The organism is Hamadaea flava, assembly GCF_024172085.1.
GTDB lineage: Bacteria > Actinomycetota > Actinomycetes > Mycobacteriales > Micromonosporaceae > Hamadaea > Hamadaea flava.
Genome location: NZ_JAMZDZ010000001.1, coordinates 7386642 through 7410089, shown reverse-complemented (window position 1 = coordinate 7410089; position 23448 = coordinate 7386642). Strand labels below are relative to the sequence as shown.

Genomic DNA, 23448 nt, shown 5'->3' with positions numbered 1-23448 from the left:
GCCGAATCGGAGCCTCCCGGCAGCGAAGGGGTTCGTGCATGCAAGCCGATGGCACACCGACACCGGTGCGCTGCCCGGTCATCACCGACCCGACTCGGCAGCTGGCCGATCCGGACGACTTCGTCGCGCTACTCGACCGGCTCGGTCAGGCGGCGGGCGCGACCGAGGCCGAGGTGTTCCCGCGTGGCACGATTCAGCCCGACGGCCGTCTCGACCTGTGCAAGCAGGGTGTCGGCCCGATGCTGACCGCCCGGCTGGCCAAGGCCGCCGCGGAGTCGGGGGCGGTGCGCCATCTCCTGCTGGGCACCAACAATCTCGGCGCGCAGGGCGCTCAGGCGGTCGCCGACGCCCTGCGGCCCGGCCACCATCTGCGCACGTTGTACCTGGGCTGCAACCGGATCGACGCCGACGCGGTCGCGCCGCTGGCCGACCGGCTGGCCACCGACGACACCGTCCGGGCGCTGTGGCTCAAGCGGAATCCGATCGGCGACGAGGGCGTGGCCCGGATCTGCTCGGCGCTGGCGGTCAACACGACGCTGCGTACGCTGGACCTGGTCAACGTGGGGCTGAGCGTCGACGGGCTCCGGCATCTGACGGCGACGCTCGTCGGGCGGTCGGTCAAGCTGGATCGGCTGTTCCTCGGCGGCAACGGGCTGACGGCCGACGCCGCGCCGCTGCTGGCCACGCTCGTCCGCGACGCCGGGATTCACGAGCTGTACCTGGCCTGCAACCACCTCGGCGACGCCGGGGCACAGACGCTGGCGGAAGCGGCCGACGGCCGGCCGATGACGATCGGGCTAGGCGCCAACGGGCTCACCCCGGCCGGCACGGCCGCGCTCGCCGAGCATCTGACTGCCTGGCGGGTGCTCGATCTGGGCCGTCCGCCGTCGGAACGCGCCTTGCTGGCGGTGCCGAACGAGGTCGGCGACACGGGTGCGGCGGCGCTGGCGCAGGCGCTGCCGTCGGCTCAGCTGCGGCGGCTCGACCTGCGGCGTACCGGAGTCGGCGGGCGCGGGGCCCGCCTGCTGGTCGCGGCGGCGGAGAACCATCCGACTCTCGCGTACCTCGGGCTTCGCGGTGGCGTCCCCCGCCGCATGCGGCGCAAGGTCGCCGCGGAGCTGCCAGGTCGCGACACGATCGAGATTCCCGAAGATGTACGCGCGATCGCGAGCGTGTACCGGTGAGCGGGGTGCTGGACGCGGCCGACGCGCTGCTCGACGCGGTCCGCGCGTGGCGTACCGAGCCGGTGCGCGATCCGAAGGTGGAGGCGCTCGCCCTGGCGGTGACGGCGAATCTGCCGGTGCTGCTGTGGGGCGAGCCGGGCATCGGCAAGTCGGCGACGCTGCGGCAGTTGGCGGACAGCTTGGGTACGCCGCTGGAGACGGTCATCGCCAGCGTCCACGAGCCGAGCGACTTCGCCGGGCTGCCGATCGTCGGCGACGATCCGGCGACCACCGGTGTGCCGATGGCGCCCCCGGACTGGGCCGTACGCGTCGCCCATCGGGGCGGCGGCCTGGTGTTCTTCGACGAGCTGTCGTCGGCGCCGCCGGCGGTGCAGGCCGCGCTGCTGCGGGTGGTGCTGGAACGGCACGTCGGCAGCCTGGAACTGCCGGCCGCGACACGTATCGTCGCCGCGGCCAACCCGCCGGCCAGCGCTGCCGACGGCTGGCATTTGAGCCCGCCGCTGGCCAACCGGTTCGTCCATCTTCAGTGGACGCATGACGCCGCCGTCGTCGCCCGAGGGTTGGCCGGGACCTGGCCCGCCGTGGAGGTTCCGACGGTCGACGCGGCCCGCTCCAGCACCGCGATCGCCAAGGCCCGGGGCACGGTCGCCGGTTTCCTGACCGCCCGCCCCGGTCTGGCGCACCATCTGCCGACCGACGCGGAGAGTCGCGGCGGCGCGTGGCCGTCGCCGCGTACCTGGGAGATGGTGCTGCGGCTGCTGGCCGTGCACCACTGCGCGAACGCCTCGGCCGACGCGCTCGCGATGGCGATCTGCGGCGCGATCGGCGACGGCCCCGGGCTGGAGTTCACCACCTATCTGTCCGAACTGGACCTTCCCGACCCGGAACGCGTCCTGGCCAACCCGGACGCCTTCGTGCTGCCCGATCGGGGCGACCGGCAACTGGCCTGCCTGACCGCCGTCGTCTCAGCCGTTCAGGGCAACACCACGCGTACCCGCTGGGAAGCTGCCTGGGTCGTGCTGGCACAGGCGGTCAAGGCCGGCGTGCCCGACGTGGCCGCTCGCGCGGCGATGGACCTGGCCGCCATCCGCGACACCGACTGGCCGGTGCCCACCACCGTGGACGCGTTCGTGGACGTGCTGCGCCTGTCGGGCCGCCTGGCCTGATGACCGAACCGGACCGCAAGCTGGACCGCACGAAGCTGCTGGCGGCCCGGTTCCGGGCGGCCACCGACCGGCCCTACCTGGCCAGCGCCCTGTACAGCCTGACCGTGGTCGAGTCGCAGTCGGTGCCGACGATGGCCGTCGACAAGCACTGGCGGTGTTACGTGTCGGCGGAGTTCGTCGACCGGCTGCCCGTGGCGCAGCTCGCCGCGGTCTGGCTGCACGAGGTGGCGCACCTGCTGCGTGACCATCACGGCCGGGCGAGTCTGCTGCCACCAGGACAGCGGCGCGATCATCATCGGGTCAACGTGGCGCAGGACGCCGAGATCAACGACGACCTGCTGTCGGACGGGCTGCCGCTGCCGGCGGACCGGGTCGATCCGGCTGGGCTGGGGCTGCCGACCGGGCTGCTGTTCGAGCAGTACCTGCCGCTGTTGCCCGCGCACATCCATTCGCATGACTGTGGTTCGGCCGCGCACGGGGTGGCCCGGCCATGGGATCTGCCCGGCGGCAACGACGGCGGATCGGTCAGCGAGGTCGAATCTCAGGCGTTGCGCCGGTCGACGGCGGCCGCGATCCGGCAGGCCGCCCGTGGCCGGGGCTCGGTGCCCGACGGCTGGCTGCGCTGGGCGGACGGCGTACTGGAGCCGGTGGTCGACTGGCGGCGGGCGTTGACCGGGGCGATCCGGGAAGCGGCGGCGTGGGCGGCGGGCGCGGTCGACTACACCTATCAGCGGCCGTCCCGGCGGTCGGCGGCGCTGCGCGGGGTCGTGCTGCCCCGGCTGCGGCAGCCGGTCCCCCGGGTCGCCGTGGTCGTCGACACCTCCGGTTCCATGGACGAGGACGCGCTCGCGACGGCGTTGGCCGAGGTCGGCGGCGTACTGCGGGCGGTGGGGATCGGCGGCAACCGGGTCACGGTGCTGTCGTGCGACGCCGCGGTGCACATCGCCCGCCGGGTCAGCACCGTCGGCGAGGTGGTGCTCGCCGGTGGCGGCGGCACCGACATGCGCATCGGCATCGACGCCGCCGTGGCGGTGCCCGATCCGCCCGCGTTCGTCATCGTGCTGACCGACGGCTTCACGCCGTGGCCGCAGGAGCAGCTGGTACGCACCCGGGTGATCGCCGGCATCATCGGCGGTGGGACGGACGAGCCACCGGCGTGGATCACCACGATCCACATTCCGTCCTGAGCCGGACCGTGCGCGTAAACGCGGTTGCGCTGATACGGCAAAGTGGACATGTGACGGGCGGGTTGCGGATCGGGGTGTTGGGGCCGCTGACCGTCTCGGCGGACGGGCAGCCGATCGTCGTGTCGGCGGGCCGGCTGCGGACCACGCTGGCGGTGCTGGCCCTGTCGGCCGGTCGGCCGGTGCCACCGGATCAGCTGGCCGACGCGGTCTGGGGTGAGCGGCTGCCCAGCCATCCGCGCCGGGCGCTCACGGTCTACCTCACGCGGCTGCGCAAGCTGCTGGGATCGGACGCGATCCGAACCGAGCCGTGGGGGTACGTCCTGGCGATCACGCCGGGCGACGTCGACGCCCTGGAGTTCACGGGCCTGCTGGACGGGGCCGCGGCGGACGCCGACGCCGAGCAGGACCGGCTGCGCCGAGCGCTGGCGCTGTGGCGCGGCGAGCCCTTCCAGGATCTGCCGTCGACCTGGCAGCTCCAGGTCGAGGCGACGCGACTGGCCGAGCGCCGCTGGACGGCCGTCGAACGGCGGCTCGGACTGGACCTGGCCACCCGGCCCGCCGCCGAGTTGATCGCCGAGCTGACCGAGCTGACCACCCGGCATCCGGTCCGCGAAGGACTCTGGGCACATCTGATGACCGCCCTCTATCGCAGTGGGCGGCAGGCCGACGCGCTGGCGGCGTACCAGCGGCTGTATCGGGCGCTGGCCGACGAGCTGGGCGTACAACCCGGTCCGGAAGTTCAGGCGGTGCATCGCCGGATCCTCTCCGGTGAGCTGGCGCCTGAGGAGTCGGTCCGCCCCGCCGCGCCCACACCCCGGCAACTGCCCGCCGGGGCGGGATCGTTCACCGGCCGCGCCGACGCGCTCGCCCAGATGACCGACATCGCCACCGACCCGGGACCGGACCCGATCGTGCTGGCCATCGCGGGTCCGGCCGGGGTGGGCAAGACCGCGCTGGCGTTGCACTGGGCGCATCGGGCCGCCGATCGCTTCGGCGACGGGCAGTTGTACGCGGACCTGCGTGGCTTCGATCCGGCGAACCCGCCGATCACCCCCGGCGACGTGCTGAGCGGTTTCCTGTCGGCGTTGGGAGTGTCGGCGGCCCGGATTCCGGCCGATCCGCAGGCGCAGGCGGCGTTGTATCGCAGCCGGTTGGCCGGCCGCCGGATGCTGGTGGTGCTGGACAACGCCCGCGACGCCGACCAGGTCCGCCCCCTGCTGCCCGGTACGCCCGGCTGCGCTGTCGTGGTCACCAGCCGCAACGAGCTGACCGGGCTGATCGCGTACGACGGCGCGCAGTTGCTCACCTTGGACGTGCTCGCACCGGACGAGGCGTACCGGCTGCTGGCTCGGCGGCTCGGGCGGGCTCGGGCGGAGGCCGAGCCGGAAGCCGTCACGGAGATCATCGACCGTTGCGGGCGGCTACCGCTCGCGCTCGGCATCGTCGCGGCCCGGGCGGCGGCTCGTCCGAGCTTCCCGGTGGCCGCGCTCGCCGCCGAACTGGCGCAGTCACCGCGCCGGCTGGACGCGTTGGCCGGTGGCGACCTGGTGACCGACCTACGGGCGGTGTTCGCCTGTTCCTACCGGACGCTGTCCAGTGCGGCGGCCCGCATGTTCCGGCTGCTGGGCCTGCATCCCGGTCCGGACGTGTCGATCGCGGCGGCCGCGAGCGTCGCCGCGGTCACGGTGGCGCAGGCGCGGGCTTCGCTGGCCGAGGTCGCCCGGCTGCATCTGCTCACCGAGCACACCCCCGGCCGGTACGCCTTCCACGATCTGCTCCGGGCGTACGCGATGGAACTGGTCGAGGCGGAGGCGGCGACCGAGCGGGAGCCGGCGACGCGGCGGATGTTCGACCATTACCTGCACAGTTCGCTGACAGCGGCGTACCAGGTGAATCCACATCGGGCCCACCCGCCGATGATGGAGGCCGACGTGGCGGCGGGAGTGACTCCGGAGAGTCCCGGCGAAGCCGCGCTGGCCTGGCTGGCGACCGAGCGCCAGGTGCTGAAGGCGACCCTGACCGCAGCGGTGGCGACGGGGCTGGACCGGCACGCGGTGCTGTTGGCGTGGGCGCTGGGCGGCTTCCTGCCCCGCAGCGGCCGACGCGGCGAGCAGGCCGAAACCAGGCTGGTCGCGTTGCGCGCGGTGGAACGGCTCGGTGACCGGCGGGAACTGGCCTGGGCGCATCGCGGCCTCGCGCGAGCCCACCGCGAGCTGGACCGCCTGGACGACGCCTTCGAGCACCTGTGTCAGGCGCTGGCCCTGTTCATCGATCTGGGCGACCGGGCCGGCGAAGCGCACACGCAGCTCTCGCTGGGCCAGATCTACGAGATGCGCGGCGACCTCGAAGCCGCTCGTGCCCAGGCAACCCGCTCGCTGCCGGTGTTCCGCGAGGTCGGCGACACCAACGGTGAGGCGTTGGCGTTGAACGCGCTCGGTTGGTGCCAGGCCCATCTCGGCGACCCGCAGGCGGGCCTGGCCAGCTGCGAGGAGGCGCTGACGCTGCAACAGAAGACCGGTGACCGGTACGGCGAATCGGGGACCTGGGACAGCCTCAGCGTCATCCACGACCTGACGGGCGACACCGAGCAGGCCATCGACTGCTGCCGTCGGGCGCTGGCGCTGCACCGGGAGAGCGGTGACCGGTACCTCGAAGGGCAGGCGCTCATCCGCCTCGGTAACGACCAGCGGACGCTCGGCGAGGTCGACGGCGCGGCCCGGTCGTTCGCGGAGGCCGTCCTGATCCTCGACGACCTCGACCGGCCCGAAGCCGACGACGCCCGCCGGGCATTGCGCGACCTCCCTTCACAGCGTGCGGGCTGACTGCCCCGGTGGCTACGCTGTCTGAGCCGGTGGGCATGGGTACTTGTGCCGATTCCAGACCACCTGATCCCGCCTACCGTCCAGGCAAGGAGAGGCGACAGCGAGGTGACGGCGGTGGACGCGAGCAGTCAGGTCTATCAGGTCCTGCGCACGACGTGATCCGGTCGCCCCATCCATAAGCGCAGTGTTATGCGGCGGTGCGAAGACAGCTGTTGATCTTCCGGCGCTCCGCGCGGCAGGCTGGCCTGCGACAAGCCACCCCACGTGAACGGAGCAACGAAGTGGATGCCGATGTCATCGTCGTGGGCGCCGGCCCGACCGGCCTGATGCTGGCGGCCGAACTGCGCCTCGCCGGCGTACGGCCGCTGGTCCTGGAACGGCATCGACACCCCCGGGATGTCCCGAAGGCCAACGGGCTGAGCGGCCAGATCCTCCAGCTGTTGCGCTATCGGGGTCTGCTGGAGCGATTCGAGGCGGCGAGCACCGATCCACATCCGGCCCCCCGCTACCCGTTCGGCGGCGTCCATCTCGACCTCACCGGACTGGACGATCCGCCGTTGTCCGCCCTGCAAGTGCCCCAACCGCGACTGGAACGGCTGCTCTACGATCGCGCCCGCGAGCTGGGAGCCGACATCCGCCGGGGCTGCGAAGTGGTCGGGGTCGCTCAGGACGACACCGGGGTCGTCGTCGACGTACGCGGTCCGGACGGGCAGTCCCAGCTGCGGGCGTCGTACCTCGTCGGCTGCGACGGCGCCTACAGCAGCGTCCGCGACCTGGCCGGCATCGCGTTCCCCGGGATCACCTACCCTGACGTGAATCGGCTCGGCCAGGTCGCCATCCCGGCCGCGGTGACCCGGCACGACAACGGTGACATCGAGACTCCCGGGTTGGGCCGGATCAGTGCGGGCTACACGCGTACAGATCGTGGTGTGGTCGCGTTCGGCTGGCTCACCCCGGAGATCATGATCCTGTCCACCGTCGAAGACGAACTCGACCCGACCGACGACGTGCCTATGACGCTCGGCGAGCTGAGTGAGAGTGTCGGCCGAATACTCGGCGGGGAGCTGCCGCTGACGGAGCCGCGTCGGCTGTCACGCTTCGTGTTCCAGGCCCGGCAGGCCGAGACGTATCGCGCCGGGCGGATCCTGCTGGCCGGCGACGCCGCCCATGTGTTCCCGGCCACCGGCGTGGCGCTCAACGCCGGCCTGCTCGACACCGTCAACCTCGCCTGGAAACTGGCTGCCGACGTCCAGGGCTGGGCACCGGCCGGGCTGCTGGACACATATCACCGCGAACGGCATCTCGCCGGTGTGCGTACGCTGCGGCACACCCGCGCTCAGGTGGCACTCCGACGCGGATACGACCCGGCGGCGGATGCGCTCCGGGAGGTCATCCAGGATCTGCTCGCCGACGAGCCGGCCCGGCGCCGCGTGGCGGCCATGATCGCCGGCACCGACATCCGTTACCCGATGCCCGGCGGCGACCAGAACTCCTTGACCGGCACGTTCGCGCCCGACCTCACCCTGCAGACCGGCGATGGCACGACGAGCGTGGCGGAACTCATGCACACTGCCCGGCCGGTCCTGCTCGACCTGGCCGACAGAGCAGAACTGCGCGAGATCGCTCACCAGTGGCGGCATCGGATCGACCTCCACACCGCGAACGCCGGCGACCGGCCCGCGGACGCGCTCCTGATCCGCCCGGATGCGCAGATCGCCTGGGCCGCAAGCATCGACGAACCCGCCGAGGCAGCCGCACTCGCGTTGCGCGCTGCGCTCAGCGTCTGGTTCGGCGAACCGCGATGACGACGCCGGACGCAGCGCGTCGGACTACCGCCGGGTAAGGCTCGCCGTCGACAATCGTCCGGCCCGGCATGAAGGCCACCGTGCGGGCGAGTGGCTCGCCCGGCACATGCCCTGGCCAGTCAGCCCGGAGTGCCCACCCATGCGTCCATCCAGCGCGGCGAGCGCTCGGCGAGCAGGCTACTGCGGGCAGCGGCCGAAGAGGTGCCCCTCATCGGCGCGAGCGGCGTGACCGGCGTAGCAGCCAGCCGCCTGCCACCACGGCGATCGCCAGCAGGGCAACGGGCCCGATGGTCAGGACTCCGAACCGGGGCGGGCTGCCCGGCCGCGTCTCGCCGCCGATGATCGCAGCGTCGGAGATGTCGATGGACTGCGCATCGCGTGGGGCGGTGAGCATGACATCGTGGCCGGAGCTGGTCAGCCGCCAGACCGCGACGGTCCGCACGGCCTGGTAGTAGGTGACGGGCGGGCCGGCCTTGTTGCCCGGCTCCCGCTCGTAGACCGCGACCACCGGCTGCCCGCCGCTCCACCCGAGCAGGCGCACCGCTGTCAGCTCGTCGCCACCGATCGGCCACACCTGGCCGGACGCCTTCGGCGCGGTCGGCACGACCGATGTCACGTCGACGGCCTGCAGCCGCCACCGCCCGTCGATCAGCGACATCGTCATGAGCTGGCCGTCTGCGGTCCAGGCGCCCTTGCCCGCGAGCCAGGTCTGGGGCGGCAGGCTGATCCGGCCGAGGATGGTCAGGTCGGGGCGGCTCACGACGATCTCGCCACGCGTGGCGTAGGCCCAGAGCTTGCCGTCCGGGGAGAACGCCACCTCGAACCCGGGCACGGTGGCGGAGCCGTCCGCCCAGCTCGCTTTACGAAACGATCCGTCGGGGACGTCGACGAGTCCGACCTGGACGCTTCCGCCGCCGACCACCCGGACCGCCAGCGTACGGCCGTCCGGGGCCCAGGCCATCGGCGTCACGTAGTCGCGGCCGGTGAAGGCGGCCAGGCGAGTCGTCGTGCCGGTGGTCAAGTCCAGAATGCCCGCGTAGCCCCCGAAGCCGGACGACAGCGCGAGCCGGTTTCCGTCCGGGGAGATCAGCGCGTCTTCTCCGGCATGCCCCTCGTATCCGACGCGCATCACCCGGTAGACGTCGGAGGTGGCGCCGACGACGGCGAGGTCGCCCTCGTTGTCCAGGAGCCTCAACGGTCGGTCGACGGCGAATCCGGTGCCGCCGAACAGCACCGACGCCGTTCCCGGAGGGCTGCCGGTGACGCTCGGCCAGAAGGCGGGCGGGAACGCCAGCCGGTCGGGAACCGACGGCCGGGTTCCGGCCGTCCCGGTCGGCGGCGGGTCGGCGAGCATCACCCCCGTGACCCCGGACAGCGCGACCAGGGTCACGACGACGGCTGCGGCCGCAGACAAGGCCCATCTTGTACGCCGTCGCCGCCGAGCGGTCCGGACGGCGCGCTCGTAGACCGAGTACGCGGGGACCGCATCGGCCTCGGCGTGCAACGCGGTACGCAGGTCGGGGATCATGCGGACACCTCCGGCTGGAGCCCGGCCGGCAGCAGCGTACGCAGCCGCGCGAGGGCGTCGTGGGCCTGTCGTTTGACGGTGCCGACAGCGCAGCCCAGCACCCGGGCCGTCTCTGCCTCGGTGAGATCGTCGTAGAACCGCAGCACGATCACGGCGCGCTGCCGCGGCGGCAATTGGGCGAGCGCCTGCACCAGGGTGATCCGGTTCACCGCGTCGGCCGCGAGATCGCCGCCGCCCATGCGGTCCACCGGCTCACCCGACAGCTGCTCCGTCAGGCGGCGACGCCGCCACCAAGAGATCTGCTCGCGGTGCATCGCCTGACGGACGTACGCCGCCGGGTTGCCGTCGCGGACACGCCGCCAATGGCGGTAGGTGCTCGCCAACGCCGATTGCAGCAGATCCTCGGCCAGCTGGTGATCGCCGGTCAACAGGTACGCCGCCCTCGACAGCGCGGGGGAGGATGCCGCCACGAACTCCCGGAAACCGTCGTCAGACCTCACGACATCTGTAACGCGACCCAACCCGCAAAAGGTTGAGCACGAATGGCCCCCCGGAATCGGCAGGCCGCTGGCTCCGACATACTCGATTCGCCTCGCACAGCTCGCAGCTCAGTCCGAGGCGTGCGCTGACTGGAACTCCTTTCGAGCGGCCTGAAGGGCTGACCGCTCCGTGACGGCGCCGGGGTGGTCGAAATGCCCTGCGGTGAGCACGTGCAGGGTCTTCGGACCGGGTAGCGCGTTGTAGACGGCGAACTGTCCCGGCGGTGGGACGTGCGGATCGAACAGCGCGGCCGCCACGTGCGCCGGATGGCGTACGCGTTTGGCCGCGGTCGCGGCGTCGAAATAGCGCAGAACCTCGATGACCTCGGGATGGTGGTGGTGATACCGGCGTACGGCGTCTCCGCTGCCGGTGCAGGGCAGGGTCAGCCGGAGCGGGTGGTGGCCGAAACTGGGCACGCCGAGCATCACGGCGTCGAAGCGGTCGTCGAAGGCGACGGCCATGGCTCCGATGCCGCCGCCGAAACTGTCGCCGACGTACGCCAGCCGCTGCGCGGCCTTCGGATGCACCCGTGTCAGCGCCGTGGCGGCGCACCAGACGTCGGCCACGCAGCCGCCGTGGATGTAGGTCTCGGCGGTGTCGATGCCGTGCAACACATGCCCGGCCCCGTTGTCGGCGACGCCGGGCAGCCGGCTTTCGGTGCCCAGTCCTCGGGCGCAGGGCCAGATCGCCGCGGTGCCTGGTGGTAGCAGGTCCGGTTCGGGTTCGGCGCGTCCACCGTATCCGTGCAGGTAGACGGCTCCCCGGACGATCGGGCCGTCGGCCGGTGCGGTCAGCCAGCCACCGACGCGTACGCCATCGGTCGAGGTGTAGTGGATCGGCTGGATCAGGTGCCCGCCGACGCGGCTCGCGGGCCCGAGCGCCGGTGCGACGTCGACGGCGAGGGCCCGCCGATAGCGCGTGGCCCAGAAGTCGTCGAAGTCAGCGGGCTCGTCCGAGGGTGGGCCGATGGCGAGCAAGGTGTCGAGGGTGTGCCCGTAGGCCGGGTCGAAGGGCAGGTCGTGGTGCAGGCCGGGGGCTGCCGTGGACATGGTGGACGCCTCTCGGGGTGAGGAAAGCTCCGTCGGTCGTCGGTGCCCATGATCATGTCATCGTGGATTCGACCCCGATCATGCAATCGGCCCCAGCAGCTCGTAGGGATTCCCCTCCTCGCTGTTGAAGAGGACGAAGTCGGGGCTGGTCGCGGTCATCGCCGCGTACAGGGCAGCCAGGGGATCCTCGCTCCAGGGCAGGCCCAGCCTCTCGATCGCGACCCGCTGCTGGACCAGCTGATCCGGGTCGTCCGCGGTGATCTCGGCGTACTCCCCCACCAACGAGGCCGCCGTCTGGCGCAGCTCCGCCAGGCTGGCAGCGCCGCTGCCCAGCAGGTCGTGCCAATAGGGCAGCAAAACGACCGCCTCGACGACCGAGCGCAGGTTCCAGCCGACGAGCCCGGCCGAGCCCTCGGAGTCGGCGTACAGCACGGGGCGGCCCTCGCCACCCTCGCCGACCAGGAAGAACGCACCGCCGGCGGCATCACCGGCGACGCGCTCCAGGGCGGCGCCGGAGGACAGGTGCACGGCTTCCACGAACTCGTAGGTCCGCGACACGTCGAAGTCGGCCGCGTAGCTCAACGCGTACGCGAGGTCGGAGTCATTGCGAATCTGATCCAGCAGCACGCGAGGAATGCTAGCCGCGACCTAGGACAACGTTCACCTGACGACGTCTCAGCACCCGAGGGACGCGCCCTCGGTCCGGCGTGGGTTGAACACGCGCCTTGACGGCAGCCGTCGGCAGTCGCATCGTCGAGCGATCCGGATCGACAGACTTCTTTAGGAAAGGTACGCGGATGCGACGCATCGCCGCCCTCTTGGCGTCCCTGACGCTCAGCGCCACGGTCGGCCTGGTCCTGGCCGCTGAGCCCGCTCAAGCCGGACCGCCCCGCGGCGACACCAAGGACAACCCGATCATCTTCGTGCACGGCTTCGCCGCTTCCGGCGGCTACGACTGCACCAGCCAGTGGTCCTCGGTCGGCGCACACCTGCGCGCGAACGGCTGGACCGGAGAGTTGATGACCTTCGGGTACTACGGCGGGGACACCCGGTGCTCGTTCCCGAACGACGGGAACCGCAACACGTCGATCCATACGGTGGCGCATCAGCTCGCCGACGTCATCTACGACAACTATTCCAGCAAGGGCCGCAAGGTGGATGTGGTGGCCCATTCGATGGGCGGCCTGGTGATCCGCTCGGCGTTGCTGAACGTCCAGCGGGGAACCCCTGGCTGGCCGCCCTACCTGTACGTCGAGGATGTCGTCACGCTGGCGTCTCCGCATGACGGCGCCCGCGACGCCGGGTTCTGCGCCCTGCTCTATCTGCAGTGCCGCCAGATGTACCCGGGCAGTGGCTTCTTCGGCGAGCTGGAGGTCCTGGGCACCGGCAGCGGCGGGCGGCCGACGCTGCCGGTGTCGGCGATGGGCACCGACTGGACGGTGACGTCGTCGTTCGAGGACGACATCACCTTGGAGAGCTCCGGTGTCAACGTGGACGCCGACCACCGGCTGCAGTACAACGCGGCGGAGTGCACGGGCGGTGAGCCGGGCTTGGAGCACAGCGACTTCATCCACAAGCGGACCGGGCTCTACTGCGTCCGGATTCACGATCGCGGTTCCAGCTGGACCCCGTTCACCCTGCAGAACGCCCCGGTGGACCGGACGTACCAGGCCGTCTACGACAGCTCGGCCGCGTGACCGGAGGGCTGCCCGCCCGCTCAGGCCGCCTGCGCGGAAGCTGGGACCGACGGCGAGGCCGTGGCGGCGTCGAGTTCCTCGGCGGCGTCGAGCTGGTCGGCCAGGTCCAGCCAGCTGCGGGCGCAGGACCGGGCGACGGATTGCAGCGACGGGCGGCAGTGGCCGGCGACGGCGCCTGCCAGCGGGCTGCCCGGGTCGAGGAACGCCAGCGTCATCGTCACGAGCCGGAGCAGCGCACGACCACGGTCGGTGTAGCGCAGCGACGGTTCGCGCGACAGCCATTCCAGCTGGTCGCGTACTGTCGGCCCGCTGCGCTGGCCGTCGTCGGGGCTGCCCCAGCGCTGGACCGCCCGCAGGGTGGCCCCACCGGGCCGGCCGCCGGGTTCCGCAGGGTCTCGGGTGAGGGCGGGGTCTCGGGTGAGGGCGGGGTCCTGGGCCAGCAGGCGCCGGCGTACATCGAGGGCGGTGCCGATGGAGACGCCGGCCCGCCGGGCGACCTGCCGCAGGCTGATCCCGGGTTCCTCGCGCATGATCTCCGCGGCCGACTGACGGCCCTCCTGGGCCGACAGCGGATGACGCCGGCCGTCGCGGCCGACCCGGGTGGCCAGGCGGTGGCCGTCGTCGGCCGAGGTCCGGCGCAGCGCCGCCACGGTGCGGGGGGCGACGCCGCAGACCGAGGCGATCCACCGGTCCGACCATTCGGGGTGGGTGTCGAGGATGCGGCGTACGGCGGCGGATCGGTCTCTCGGCCGCAGCGCCTTGCCGTGCACCACGTTGAGGCGTACGGCGATGACGAACGCCTCGTCGTCGGCGCCGTCGAAGTAGACGATCGGCAGCCGGGTCAGGCCACGGCTGCGCGCGGCGGCGAGCCGGTGGGCGCCGTCTACGACGCGCATCGTGGCGCGCTGCACCACCAGCGGCGGCAGGTCCTGCTGCAGCTCGGCGAGATGGCGTACGTGGGCGGCGGTGAGCCCGTCCAGCCGGGGGGACAGTCCGTCCCTGAGCAGTTCGGCGTCGACCCAGTCGATCTGGTCGCCGATCCGCGCGAGCATGTCCTCGATACGCCCCATGGATTCGTGCTCCTGTCGGACGCCGCTTCACGGGCACCCGGCGGTGCTGCCCGGTGCGCGTGAACGCTAACGAATCTTCGGGCTGGTCAGGTACAACGGCCGTACACGCGGCGTACACGCGCGCAGTGTTCATCGAAGAGCCTGAACGTCCTTGACGCTTTCGCGCGATCTCCCGCAAGGTGCGCTGGTCGGGCACAGCAGCTACTCACCACCGTGGAGTATCTATGCGCAGAAGGATCATCAGTCTCGCCCTCGCGGCCTTCATGACGCTCACGGCCTCGATCACGGCAGTCTTCGCCGCCGGGGCCCCCGCGCACGCCGACGGCTGCTACACCTGGTCGCGGGTGCTGAAGGAAGGCACCAGCGGCGAGGACGTACGGCAGTTGCAGATCCGCGTCTCCGGCTACCCCGGCTACAACGCGACGCTCGCGCTCGACGGAGAGTTCGGCCCGGCCACCGAGGCCGCGGTCGTCCGGTTCCAGAAGGCGTACGGTCTGGCCGCCGACGGCGTCGCCGGGGAGGACACCTACGCCAAGATCTACGCGTTGCAGGACAACGACTGCACCCCGATCAACTTCAGTTACGCCGAGTTGAACAAGTGCAACTCGACGTGGGCCGGCGGGGCGGTCTCGGCCACGCAGGCGAAGTTCAACGCGCTGGTGACGATGTGGAAGTTGCAGGCGCTGCGCAAGGCGCTCGGCAGTGTGCCGATCACCATCAGCAGCGGGTTCCGCAGCTACGCGTGCAACAACGCGGTCGGTGGGGCGTCGAACAGCCGTCACCTGTTCGGCGACGCGGCCGACCTGACGGGGACGCCGTCGTTCTGCAAGCTCGCGCAGGAGGCTCGGTACCACGGCTTCCGGGAGATCCTCGGGCCGGGATATCCCGACCACAGCGACCACGCGCACGTCGCGAACGACCCGGTCAAGCTCTGGTCCGCGTCGTCCTGCGGGATCTGATCAGCCGGTGGGCGTCACCGCGGGTCGGTGTCGCCCACCGCCAGCTGGTCCCGCAACCGATCGGCCAGCTCGTCGGCCCCGGTGGCCCGGAACGCCTCGACGGCGGCCGCAGCTGCGGCCTCGCCCGTGGAACCGCCGGCCAGGCAGCGGGCCAGCGCGGCGAGCGCGGTCGCCTCCACCACCCGGAAATCGTGCGCGGCCGCGAGGTCCCGGCCGCTTCGCGCGCATCTCGCGGCCGCGTCCCGCGCTCCAGCACCAAGGTGTACGCCGGCCAGGGCGACCTGTGCTCGTGCGGCGAAATAGGGGTAGCCGTGTTCGGTGGCCAGCGTCAGGACCTCGTCGAGGCAGCGCAGCGCCTCGGTCGTCGTGCCGCCGACGCCGTGGGCCTCGCCGAGGGTGCACAGCAGGGCCACTTGTGCGCGCTGGTCACGCACGAGCACGGCCAGTTCGTAGCCGCGCTGGGCGGTGGCCACGGCGGCCTCGGCCTCGCCGCGCTGGGCGTGCAGCTGACTGATCTCGTCCAGGCTGGACAGTTCGCCGTGCGGGTTGGCGCGTTTACGGTAGCCTTCGAGCGCGGCCAGCAGGTGTTCCTCGGCCTCCTGCTCGCGGCCCAGCTGGCGCAGCACCATCCCCAGGTTTCCGCGGGTGGACAGGACCGATTCCGTCCGCCCGGCGGCCTCGTTGATCCGCACCGCACCCTCCAGGCAGTCGGCGGCCTCGGCGAGCCGGCCCTGGTCGGCGTACATGGCACCGAGCCCGTTGAGGGCCAGCGCCCGCACCGGGGCCAGCTGCGAATCCTCCCCGCACCGGCGCAGCGCCTCCCGATAGGCGGACTCCGCCTCGTCGAACCGGCTCTGCTCGGCGTGAATCACGCCGATGTTGTGCCACAGGTAGGGCGAGGCGGGTGGCCAGTCGGCGGAATGCGCGAACTGCTCTCCCCGGCGGAAGTCCTCCAACGCTTGGGCGTGCCAGCCCAATACCCATCGCGCCTGGCCCCGGCTCAGCAGCATGACGGCCTGCCCGGTCGGATCGCCGTCGGCCGTGGCGGCCCGCAGCCCGGCTTCGGCGGTACGCAGCCACCGGTCGACGTGCCGACGTACCAGGAAGTAGCCGCGCAGTTGTTCGGCGAGCAGCCAGCTGAGCCGATGCCATTCGGTCCCCGCCGTACGCTCGACGAGCGCCACCAGCGACCCGGCTTCGGCGTCGATCCAGCGTACGGCGGCGTCCTGATCGGGGAAGGAGCCTTCGTCGCGGTCGGTGACGAGCCGTATCGCGGAGGGGTAGATGAGGTCGACGGCGGCGGTGGCCATCCGCAGCGACCACCGGTGCAGGCGGTCCCGGGCGGCGTCGACGATCTGCGGGTCCTCGTCGCCGAGCAGCCGGGCGGCGTAGAGGCCGAGCAGGTCGTGGAAGCGGAAGCGTTCGGCGGTGTACTGCAGGAGCATGTTCGCGTCGAGGAGTTCGCCGAGCACGTCGTCGGCGGTGGCGGGGTCCACGCCGAGCAGTTCGGCGGCTGCGGCGGTGCCGAAGTCGTCGCCGGGGTGCAGCGCGCACAGCCGGAACGCCTGCCGGGCGGGTTCGCTCAGATCCTGGTAGCTGAGCTGGAAGCTGGCCAGCACGCTGGAGTCTCCGGCGCTCAGCTGGGTCAGCCGCTGGTTCGCGTCGCGCAGCCGCCGGGCCAGCTCCGCAGCGGTCCAGGCGGGTCGGCTGGCCAGCCGACCGGCGGCGATGCGCAAGGCCAGCGGCCATTGTCCACAGGCGACGGCCAGTTCGTCGGCCGAGGCCGGGTCGGCCGACATGCGGCCCGCGCCCACGGTCGCGTCCATGAGCTCGATGGAGTCGGCGACCGACAGCGTCGACAGGTCGACGACCGTGGTCGCGGGCAGGTCGGGCAGCCGTTGGCGGCTCGTGACGAGCACGTCGCAGCCGCCCGGACCGGGTGCCAGGGTGCGTACCGCGGCCGCGTCGCGGACGTTGTCCAGGACCAGCAGCATCCGGCGATCCGCGAGCACACTGCGCAGCAGGGCCGACGCCTCGGCCTCGTCCGCGCCCACCCGCCGGGCCGGTACGCCGAGCGCACGCAGGAACCGGCCGAGCACGTCCATCGGCGCGACCGGCTCGCTGCTGCCGCTGCGCAAGTCGGCGTAGAGCTGCCCGTCGGGGTAGCGCGAGCTGAGCCGCTGCGCCGCTGTCAGCGCCAGGGCGGTCTTGCCGACCCCGGCCGGGCCGCTGATCAGCACCAGCCGCACCGTCAGGTCGCCGGTCGGGGCGAGCACCGTGTCGATGCGGTCCAGCTCGGCGTGGCGGCCGACGAGGTCCGTCGGCCCGGCGGGGACTTGACGGATCGGCGGGCTGGGCTGATCTGCGTCAGCGACTGTCGCGGCCCGGGGCCGAAGCGCGTCCTCGTGCGTCTGTCGCAGGTGGACGCCAGGGTCGACGCCGAGCTGTGTGGACAGTGCCCGCCGAATGCGGTCGTACGCCGCCAGCGCTTCGGCCTGCCGTCCGGCGGCCGCCGCCGTCGCGACGAGTTCGGCGTACAGCGGTTCGTGCAGTTCCAGCCGATCGGCGAGGTCGCGCAGCAGCGGCAACACCTGGTCGGTCTCGCCGAGGCGCCGGCCGAGCGCGGCGGCCTGACACAGCACGGTGGCGTACTGCTCGGTCAGGGCGGCGATCAGCGGACTGTCGCGCAGTTGCTCGACGTCGGTCTCGCCGCGCCACAGCCGGGCGGCGGCGAGCAGTTGCCCGAGCGCTTGGGCGGGATCGGCGGCGGCGGTCGCCGCACCGGCCTCGGCGAGCTGGCGAAATCGCAGCAGGTCCAGGGTGTCGGCGGTCAAGTCGAGCCGGTATCCGCGGCCGGCGGCGGCGAGGACCGGTGCCCCGTCGTCGCCGGTCCACAGTCGCCGCAGCCGGCCGAGGTAGCCGTGCAGCAGGTTGGTGGCCGACGGTGGGCGGGTCGGGCCCCACAGCAGGTCCATCAGTTCTTCCCGGCCGACCGCCGTCCCGGCGGCCAGCGCCAGCCGGGCCAGCAGGCAGCGCAGCTTGTCCGAGCCGAGCTTCACCTCGACGGAACCCCGGGCGATCCGCAGCGGGCCGAGTACCGCCACCGTCAGCGGTCCGGTGTCCACCGGTTCGGCGGTCGATCGGCGTGCAGCGGGGATGGCCGGCGCGACCCGGGCCAGCAAGGCGTCGCCGTCGACCCCGGCCTGGCGGAAGTACTCTGCCAGCACTTGGACGGTCTTTGTACGCGGAGTATGCGTACGCCCCTGTTCCAGATCCCGGATCGCGGCCACACTGACCACAGCGGCTGTGGCCAGTTGCTGCTGGGTGAGGTTGAGCTGTTCGCGTAACCGCCGCAGTAGCCCGGCCAACGGCTCCGGCGAGCTTCCCCAGGTCGCTCTCGGCACCCGCTGATGCTACAAGGCGCAGGCGAAAGGCTTTGGGTTCGATGCGGTTCAACCTGCTCGGTCCGTTGACGGTCGAGAACACCGCCGGACAACCGGTGCCGCTGCCGTCCGCCAAGCAGCGCACGGTCCTGTCCGCGCTGTTGCTGTGGCCCAACGAGGCGTTGACCGCCGCCGACCTGATGGCGGCGTTGTGGGACGCGGATCCGCCCGCGTCGGCCGCGGCCAATGTGCGTACCTATGTGCTGCGGCTGCGGCGGCTGCTGGAGGAACCGGGTACGCCGCCGCGCATCGCCGCCCGCAGCGGCGGATATCTGGTGCGGGTGCGGCCGGACGAACGGGATGTGGAGCGGTTCGACGCCGCCGCCGAACGCGGCCGGGCGTACCTGTCGTCCGGCGACACGACCCGGGCTCGGGCGGAGCTGAGCGAGGCGGCGGGCTTGTGGCGCGGCGAGCCGCTGGCCGACGTACCGCCGTCGCCGCTGCTGACGCGCCGGATCGGCTTGCTGCGGGAACGGCGGATGCTCGTGGCGGAGGATCTGGCCGAGGCGACGCTGCGCGACGGCGCCATCGCCGAGGCGGTACGCCTGTCGCGTGCGCTGCTCGACGACGACCCGCTCCGGCAGCGGGCCTGGGAGCAGCTGATGTTCGGGCTGTATCGGCTGGGCGACGTGCCCGGTGCGCTGGACGCCTACCGGACGGCGCGGCGGGTCCTGGTCGAGCAGACCGGGCTGGATCCGGGGCCGCGATTGCAGCGGCTGCACGACGACATCCTGCACCATCGTGATCCGGTCGCGACGGTGTCCAGCCGACCGGCCGTGCACGACCTGCCCCCGGCGGTGGAGCCGTTCGTGGGGCGGGCGGCGGAGACGGCGACGATTCTGCAGGATCTGCACGGCGACGCCGGATCGGTCGTCGCCCTGCACGGGCCCGGTGGGGTGGGCAAGTCGGCGCTGGCGGTGCACGTCGCCCATCAGCTGGCGGCTCGGTTTCCCGACGGCGTGCTCTACCTCGACCTGCGGGGGGCCAAGACGGGTGCGATCCCCGTACGCCCGGTCGACGCGATCGCCCGGTTGCTGCGGGCGCTCGGCGTACCAGCTGCTGCTGTGCCCAGTGAGGAGGCCGAGGCGGCCGCCGCGTTCCGCCGGCACACCGCGCACCGGCGGCTGCTGCTGGTGCTGGACAACGCCGACAGTGCCGCGCAGGTCGCGGACCTGTTGCCGGCCGGTCCGGCGGCGGCGGTGATCACGAGCCGCCGACATCTCGCCACGCTCCCCCGTGGCCGGCACCTGGCGGTGGAGGTGCTGGCCGAGCGGGACGCGGTCGAGCTGCTGGGGCAGGCCGGGGCTGGGCAGCGGATCGCGGCCGATCCCGGCGGGGCTCGGCGGGTGGCCGAGCTGTGCGGAAACCTGCCGCTGGCCCTGCGGATCGCGGCAGCCCGGTTGGCGAGCCGGCCGGGGTGGCCGTTGCAGGCGTTCGTGGAGCGGCTCGACGACCCGGCCCGGCGGCTGGACGAGCTGTCCTATGACGACGTCGGCGTCCGGCGGACCTTGCGGCTGGGGTATGAGCCGTTGTCGGAGGGCGGCCCGCATGAGCAGTTGTGCGCTCGCGCGTTCCGCCTGATCGGCGAGGTGCCGCTGGCGGTGGTGACGGTCGGGGCGACCGCGGCGCTGCTCGGCGTCGCGCCCCGGCAGGCGCATGAGGTGCTGGAGACGCTGGCCGATCAGCGGCTGCTGGAGCCGCGGCTGCCGGGCCGCTACGAGCTGCACGATCTGCTGCGGATCCTCGCCGGGGAGGACGCGCGGGCACGGGAGAGCGCGCCGGAGCGGGCGGCGGCGCTGGTGCGGCTGATCGAGTCGTACGCGTTCGCGGTGGAGCACGCGACGGCGCTGCTCAACGGTGGTTGGACACCGGCGAACTCCCCATCGGATCCGGTCCGTCCGGCACCGGACGGGCCCTGGTCGCCGCCATGGTCGCCGTTGCCGGGCAACGCCGCCGAGGTGCCGGCCTGGCTGGACGCCGAGCAGCCGAACATCGCCGCCGCCGTGACCCGGGCCAGCGAAATCGGCGGCGTGGCCACCCGCCCAGCGGTACGCCTGGCGTGGCTGAGCTATGCGTTGTTCTGGCGCGGCGGCGCGCCGGCCGAGGCGCACCGGCTCATCGAGCGCAGCCTGGCCATGACGGCGGCGCTGGACCTGACCACAGAGCATGCGGTGACCCTGTACTACCGGGCCAAGCTCCGGCAGGCGGGTGGAGACGCCGTCGGCGCCGAGGCCGACCTGCGGTCGGGTGCGCAGCTGGCCGGGCGGCTCGGCGATCAGCTTCGGCGGTCGGGCTGCCTGGACGCGTTGGGAAACCTGTTCTATCTGCGGGGTGATCCACGGCAGGCGCTGCGGTGCCACGACCAGGCGCTGCGGCTGCGGCGTACGCACGGCACACCGCTGCATGTGGCGGCCAGCCTGAGCAACATGGCCGACGCGCGGTTCGACGCGGGCCGTCAGCGGCAGGCGCTGGTCGGGGTCCGGGAGGCGCTGGAGATCGCCCGGCGGATCAACGCGACCGGGGTGGAGGGCGCCGCGCTGGCCATGCTGGGTCAGCTGGAGTTCCGGCTCGGCGACGCGGTCGCGGCCCAGCGGACACTGGCCGAGACGATCGAGCTGACCGCGACGACCGGGGATCTGCCGACTCAGTGTGAGGCGACGCTGGCCCGCTGCGCGGTCCGACTGAGCGTCGGGCGGGGCGACGCGGTCGACGATGCCGCCGCCGCCCGCGACCTGGCCGGGCGGATCGGCGACCGGTATCTGCGGGCGGTCGCCACGCACGCGATGGCCGTCGCGTCCGGCGACGACCCGCGAGCGCATCAGCCGGCGGAGGAGGCATACGCGGAACTGAAGCGCCTCACCGGTTTCCGCTCCCCCATGTACGCCGCGTTCTTCGGCCTCTGAACTGGACGTCAGCGGCCGAAGAACACGTCGTCGCAGCCGCCTACGGCTGTTCGGCGCTCGCGGACGGGTACTGCGTGCCGAACGGCGTGAGGTTCATCGGTTCCTGCACCGTGTAGAGCCGCACCGTCTGCGCCGCAGTTCGCACCACGTACGCCGCGTTGGCGCCGTTGGCGTTGCGGAAGCCGAACGCGGTCGGGTCGGTGGCGTACGTCTCGAACATCTCCTGCGCTGGAATCCAGTCGCCCCAGACGCCGGAGCCCTGTGCCGTCTCGGGCGCGTAGTGGATGTAGCCGTCGGTGCCGCGGACGAACACGCCGATCCGTCCGGTGACCGGGCTCAGCAGCGCGCTCGGTGCTCCGGCCGGAGTCGTCGCCGTGCCGCCGACCGGAGCCCACTCGCTGCCGAAGACGCCGGTCGAGTCGGCCGCCGTCGTCACCACCCGGCCGGTGGCGTCGCGAGAGAACAGCCGCAGGTGGTAACCGGGCAGTGTGATGACCGACGGCGGCTCGGTGGAACCACCGCCGAGGTTGGTCCACGGTTGCAGCGTCCCGCCCGAGTAGCGGGCCGCCTGCAGCGCGCCGGTGGTGTCGGTGACGAAGACCATCGCGGCGGCGTCGGCCAGCGGAACGGCCACCGGGGTGCCCGCGAGAGCGGTGCCGCCGAGTTTGCGCCAGGCGAGCAGATCGGCTTGCACCGGGTCCTGCCAGCGCGCCCACAGAGCGCCGCCGGCGTCGACGGCGAAGATCACCTCACGCTGGTTGGACAGGCGCACCACCGCTGGTGCGGACGACATCCGGCCACCGAGGTCGGTCCAGGCGCTCCAGCCCGGGCTGCCCGCGCTGGACTGGGTCAGCGTCCAGATGTCGCTGTTGAGGTTGCGGGCGGTGACGCGGACGAGGTTCGCGGTGGTCTCGGACAGAGCCGGTCGCCCACTGAATCCCTCGTTGCCGGAGATCGGGGTGAGCTGGAGCGAGCTGAAGTTGTCCGGGCTCATCCGCCCGTGCATCAGATGGCCGATGTTGTCGGTGTAGGCCAGCTCGATGGAGGTCGAAGCGGCCTGCGTGATCGTGGTCGGCGCGTTGCGCGTCACGGACACGGCGGGCCGGTCCGGCACGTGGGAGACGGCCAGCCGGCAGGTGTCGGTCACCGCGAGGACGTTGGCGAACCCCGCCCAGCCGCTTCCGGCCAGATGACCGGAGATGACCCAGGCGTGGGTGTCCTCACGGAACCGGTACTGGGACAGCGTTCCGTCGGCCTTGATGCCGAACAGGGTGTCCCCGCCGACCGAGAAGATGCCCTTGGTGAAGACCTGCCAGCCGGTGCCGACGAGGACGTTGTACTCGATCCAGCGCTGGCTGTCGGCCTCGTACCGGAACCGGTAGAAGCTGCCCGTGGTGGCATTGCGGGCGTATAGCACCCCGGCTCCGGCGGCGACGATGAGGTTGTACTTGCCCCAGTCGCTGTCCAGCAGCCGACCGGAGAAGGTCCAACTGCTCGTGGCCTCGTTGTAGCGGAAGGTTCGCAGCTTTCCGTTGCCGTCGACGGCGAAGAAGTCGCCGCGCTCGTCGACGGTGATCTTGTCGCGGAAGCTCGCGGTGGCGTACTGCGTGAAGCCGGTGCTGATGTTCACCGCGGGGCTGCCGTTGACGACCTCCCAGGCGCTGCCGGTCCACCGGTAACGGAACAGGCCGCTGGACTTGATCCCGTAGACCCGTCCGCCGGGTCCGCCGAGGACGCGGCCGTAGGTCTGCCAGCCGTTGCCGATCTGGCTGCGGGCGGACCAGCTCGAGCTGGCATTGCCCGGATTGGTGAGCGGATACCGCCACAATCTGCCGGCGGTGTCGGCGGCGAAGACCGTCGCCTGCGGTGCGCAGGTGACCGTGTCGGCCGCTTGGGCGGGGGCGGGGCCGACCGCCGTGAGCACCGTCGTGGCGAGTGCCATGACGAGTGCGACGGTCAGCCCCGGTCGCCGGAGAGGCGTCTTCATCCCTCTGGATTCACAATCATCGAAGCCAAGAGGTCCCACTTGCCGATTGCGTAGCCCATGGCGGGCACGCTAGCGACCGGTGGTGGAACGCGACCTTCATCGCGCTTC

Annotated in this window: 15 protein-coding genes; 8 read left to right on the top strand and 7 right to left on the bottom strand. The window is 72.1% G+C overall.

Annotation, left to right across the window (positions count from 1 at the left end; genetic code table 11):
* The first annotated feature begins 38 nt into the window (after positions 1 to 38).
* From HDA40_RS34650 to HDA40_RS34630, 5 genes are all read left to right on the top strand, one after another.
* Positions 39 to 1184: a leucine-rich repeat domain-containing protein gene (locus HDA40_RS34650; protein ID WP_253762011.1), complete on the top strand. Its 1146-nt coding sequence runs from the start codon at positions 39 to 41 to the stop codon at positions 1182 to 1184.
* The gene (locus HDA40_RS34645; RefSeq protein WP_372503067.1) at positions 1181 to 2350 is read left to right on the top strand and encodes an AAA family ATPase; all 1170 of its coding nucleotides are present in this window, start codon (positions 1181 to 1183) and stop codon (positions 2348 to 2350) included. Before HDA40_RS34650 ends, HDA40_RS34645 begins: the two co-directional genes overlap by 4 nt.
* Entirely contained in the window at positions 2350 to 3537 is a 1188-nt protein-coding gene (locus HDA40_RS34640; RefSeq protein WP_253762010.1) for a vWA domain-containing protein, read from the top strand. Before HDA40_RS34645 ends, HDA40_RS34640 begins: the two co-directional genes overlap by 1 nt.
* A gap of 50 nt (positions 3538 to 3587) precedes the next feature.
* A complete protein-coding gene (locus HDA40_RS34635) occupies positions 3588 to 6359 on the top strand; it encodes an AfsR/SARP family transcriptional regulator (RefSeq protein ID WP_253762008.1) in 2772 nt (923 codons plus the stop codon).
* A gap of 281 nt (positions 6360 to 6640) precedes the next feature.
* A complete protein-coding gene (locus tag HDA40_RS34630; RefSeq protein ID WP_253762006.1) occupies positions 6641 to 8164 on the top strand; it encodes an FAD-dependent monooxygenase in 1524 nt (507 codons plus the stop codon).
* Between the two features lie 208 nt (positions 8165 to 8372).
* On the opposite strand, the gene HDA40_RS34625 is transcribed toward HDA40_RS34630, so the two are convergent.
* The 4 genes from HDA40_RS34625 to HDA40_RS34610 all read right to left on the bottom strand — a co-directional run bounded on the left by HDA40_RS34625 (position 8373) and on the right by HDA40_RS34610 (position 11908).
* Positions 8373 to 9692: a TolB family protein gene (locus HDA40_RS34625; RefSeq protein ID WP_253762004.1), complete on the bottom strand. Its 1320-nt coding sequence runs from the start codon at positions 9690 to 9692 to the stop codon at positions 8373 to 8375.
* Positions 9689 to 10192 carry a SigE family RNA polymerase sigma factor gene (locus tag HDA40_RS34620; RefSeq protein WP_253762003.1) on the bottom strand — a complete coding sequence of 168 codons (504 nt, stop codon included), beginning with the start codon at positions 10190 to 10192 and terminating at the stop codon, positions 9689 to 9691. The genes HDA40_RS34625 and HDA40_RS34620 overlap by 4 nt, the downstream gene beginning before the upstream one ends.
* Positions 10193 to 10300: 108 nt before the next feature.
* Positions 10301 to 11281: an acetylxylan esterase gene (locus tag HDA40_RS34615; protein WP_253762002.1), complete on the bottom strand. Its 981-nt coding sequence runs from the start codon at positions 11279 to 11281 to the stop codon at positions 10301 to 10303.
* A 78-nt stretch (positions 11282 to 11359) separates the two neighbouring features.
* Positions 11360 to 11908, bottom strand: a complete 549-nt coding sequence (locus tag HDA40_RS34610; RefSeq protein WP_253762001.1) for a hypothetical protein — start codon at positions 11906 to 11908, stop codon at positions 11360 to 11362.
* Between the two features lie 170 nt (positions 11909 to 12078).
* Here HDA40_RS34610 and HDA40_RS34605 point away from each other — a divergent pair, with 170 nt between their 5' ends.
* A complete protein-coding gene (locus HDA40_RS34605; protein WP_253762000.1) occupies positions 12079 to 12978 on the top strand; it encodes an esterase/lipase family protein in 900 nt (299 codons plus the stop codon).
* A 20-nt stretch (positions 12979 to 12998) separates the two neighbouring features.
* Here the strand turns inward: HDA40_RS34605 and HDA40_RS34600 are convergent, their stop codons facing one another.
* Positions 12999 to 14048 carry a ParB/RepB/Spo0J family partition protein gene (locus HDA40_RS34600; RefSeq protein ID WP_253761999.1) on the bottom strand — a complete coding sequence of 350 codons (1050 nt, stop codon included), beginning with the start codon at positions 14046 to 14048 and terminating at the stop codon, positions 12999 to 13001.
* A 224-nt stretch (positions 14049 to 14272) separates the two neighbouring features.
* Between HDA40_RS34600 and HDA40_RS34595 the strand changes: the two genes are divergently transcribed.
* Positions 14273 to 15007, top strand: a complete 735-nt coding sequence (locus HDA40_RS34595) for a D-Ala-D-Ala carboxypeptidase family metallohydrolase (protein ID WP_253761998.1) — start codon at positions 14273 to 14275, stop codon at positions 15005 to 15007.
* Positions 15008 to 15021: 14 nt separating this feature from the next.
* Here the strand turns inward: HDA40_RS34595 and HDA40_RS34590 are convergent, their stop codons facing one another.
* Positions 15022 to 18411, bottom strand: coding sequence for a BTAD domain-containing putative transcriptional regulator (locus tag HDA40_RS34590; RefSeq protein ID WP_253761997.1), 3390 nt, complete (start codon positions 18409 to 18411; stop codon positions 15022 to 15024).
* Between the two features lie 41 nt (positions 18412 to 18452).
* Here HDA40_RS34590 and HDA40_RS34585 point away from each other — a divergent pair, with 41 nt between their 5' ends.
* Positions 18453 to 21353 (top strand): AfsR/SARP family transcriptional regulator, encoded by a 2901-nt coding sequence (locus HDA40_RS34585; RefSeq protein ID WP_253761996.1) that lies wholly within the window; start codon positions 18453 to 18455, stop codon positions 21351 to 21353.
* A 40-nt stretch (positions 21354 to 21393) separates the two neighbouring features.
* On the opposite strand, the gene HDA40_RS34580 is transcribed toward HDA40_RS34585, so the two are convergent.
* Positions 21394 to 23340, bottom strand: a complete 1947-nt coding sequence (locus tag HDA40_RS34580; RefSeq protein WP_253761995.1) for a tachylectin-related carbohydrate-binding protein — start codon at positions 23338 to 23340, stop codon at positions 21394 to 21396.
* Positions 23341 to 23448 lie beyond the last annotated feature (108 nt).

What these genes read in the sequence shown, in the direction of transcription:
- HDA40_RS34650 (WP_253762011.1), top strand. Translation starts at nt 39, where the DNA reads ATGCAAGCCGATGGCACACCGACACCGGTGCGCTGCCCGGTCATCACC.
- HDA40_RS34640 (WP_253762010.1), top strand. Translation starts at nt 2,350, where the DNA reads ATGACCGAACCGGACCGCAAGCTGGACCGCACGAAGCTGCTGGCGGCC.
- HDA40_RS34625 (WP_253762004.1), bottom strand. Translation starts at nt 9,692, where the DNA reads ATGATCCCCGACCTGCGTACCGCGTTGCACGCCGAGGCCGATGCGGTC.
- HDA40_RS34615 (WP_253762002.1), bottom strand. Translation starts at nt 11,281, where the DNA reads ATGTCCACGGCAGCCCCCGGCCTGCACCACGACCTGCCCTTCGACCCG.
- HDA40_RS34605 (WP_253762000.1), top strand. Translation starts at nt 12,079, where the DNA reads ATGCGACGCATCGCCGCCCTCTTGGCGTCCCTGACGCTCAGCGCCACG.
- HDA40_RS34600 (WP_253761999.1), bottom strand. Translation starts at nt 14,048, where the DNA reads ATGGGGCGTATCGAGGACATGCTCGCGCGGATCGGCGACCAGATCGAC.
- HDA40_RS34595 (WP_253761998.1), top strand. Translation starts at nt 14,273, where the DNA reads ATGCGCAGAAGGATCATCAGTCTCGCCCTCGCGGCCTTCATGACGCTC.
- HDA40_RS34585 (WP_253761996.1), top strand. Translation starts at nt 18,453, where the DNA reads ATGCGGTTCAACCTGCTCGGTCCGTTGACGGTCGAGAACACCGCCGGA.
- HDA40_RS34580 (WP_253761995.1), bottom strand. Translation starts at nt 23,340, where the DNA reads ATGAAGACGCCTCTCCGGCGACCGGGGCTGACCGTCGCACTCGTCATG.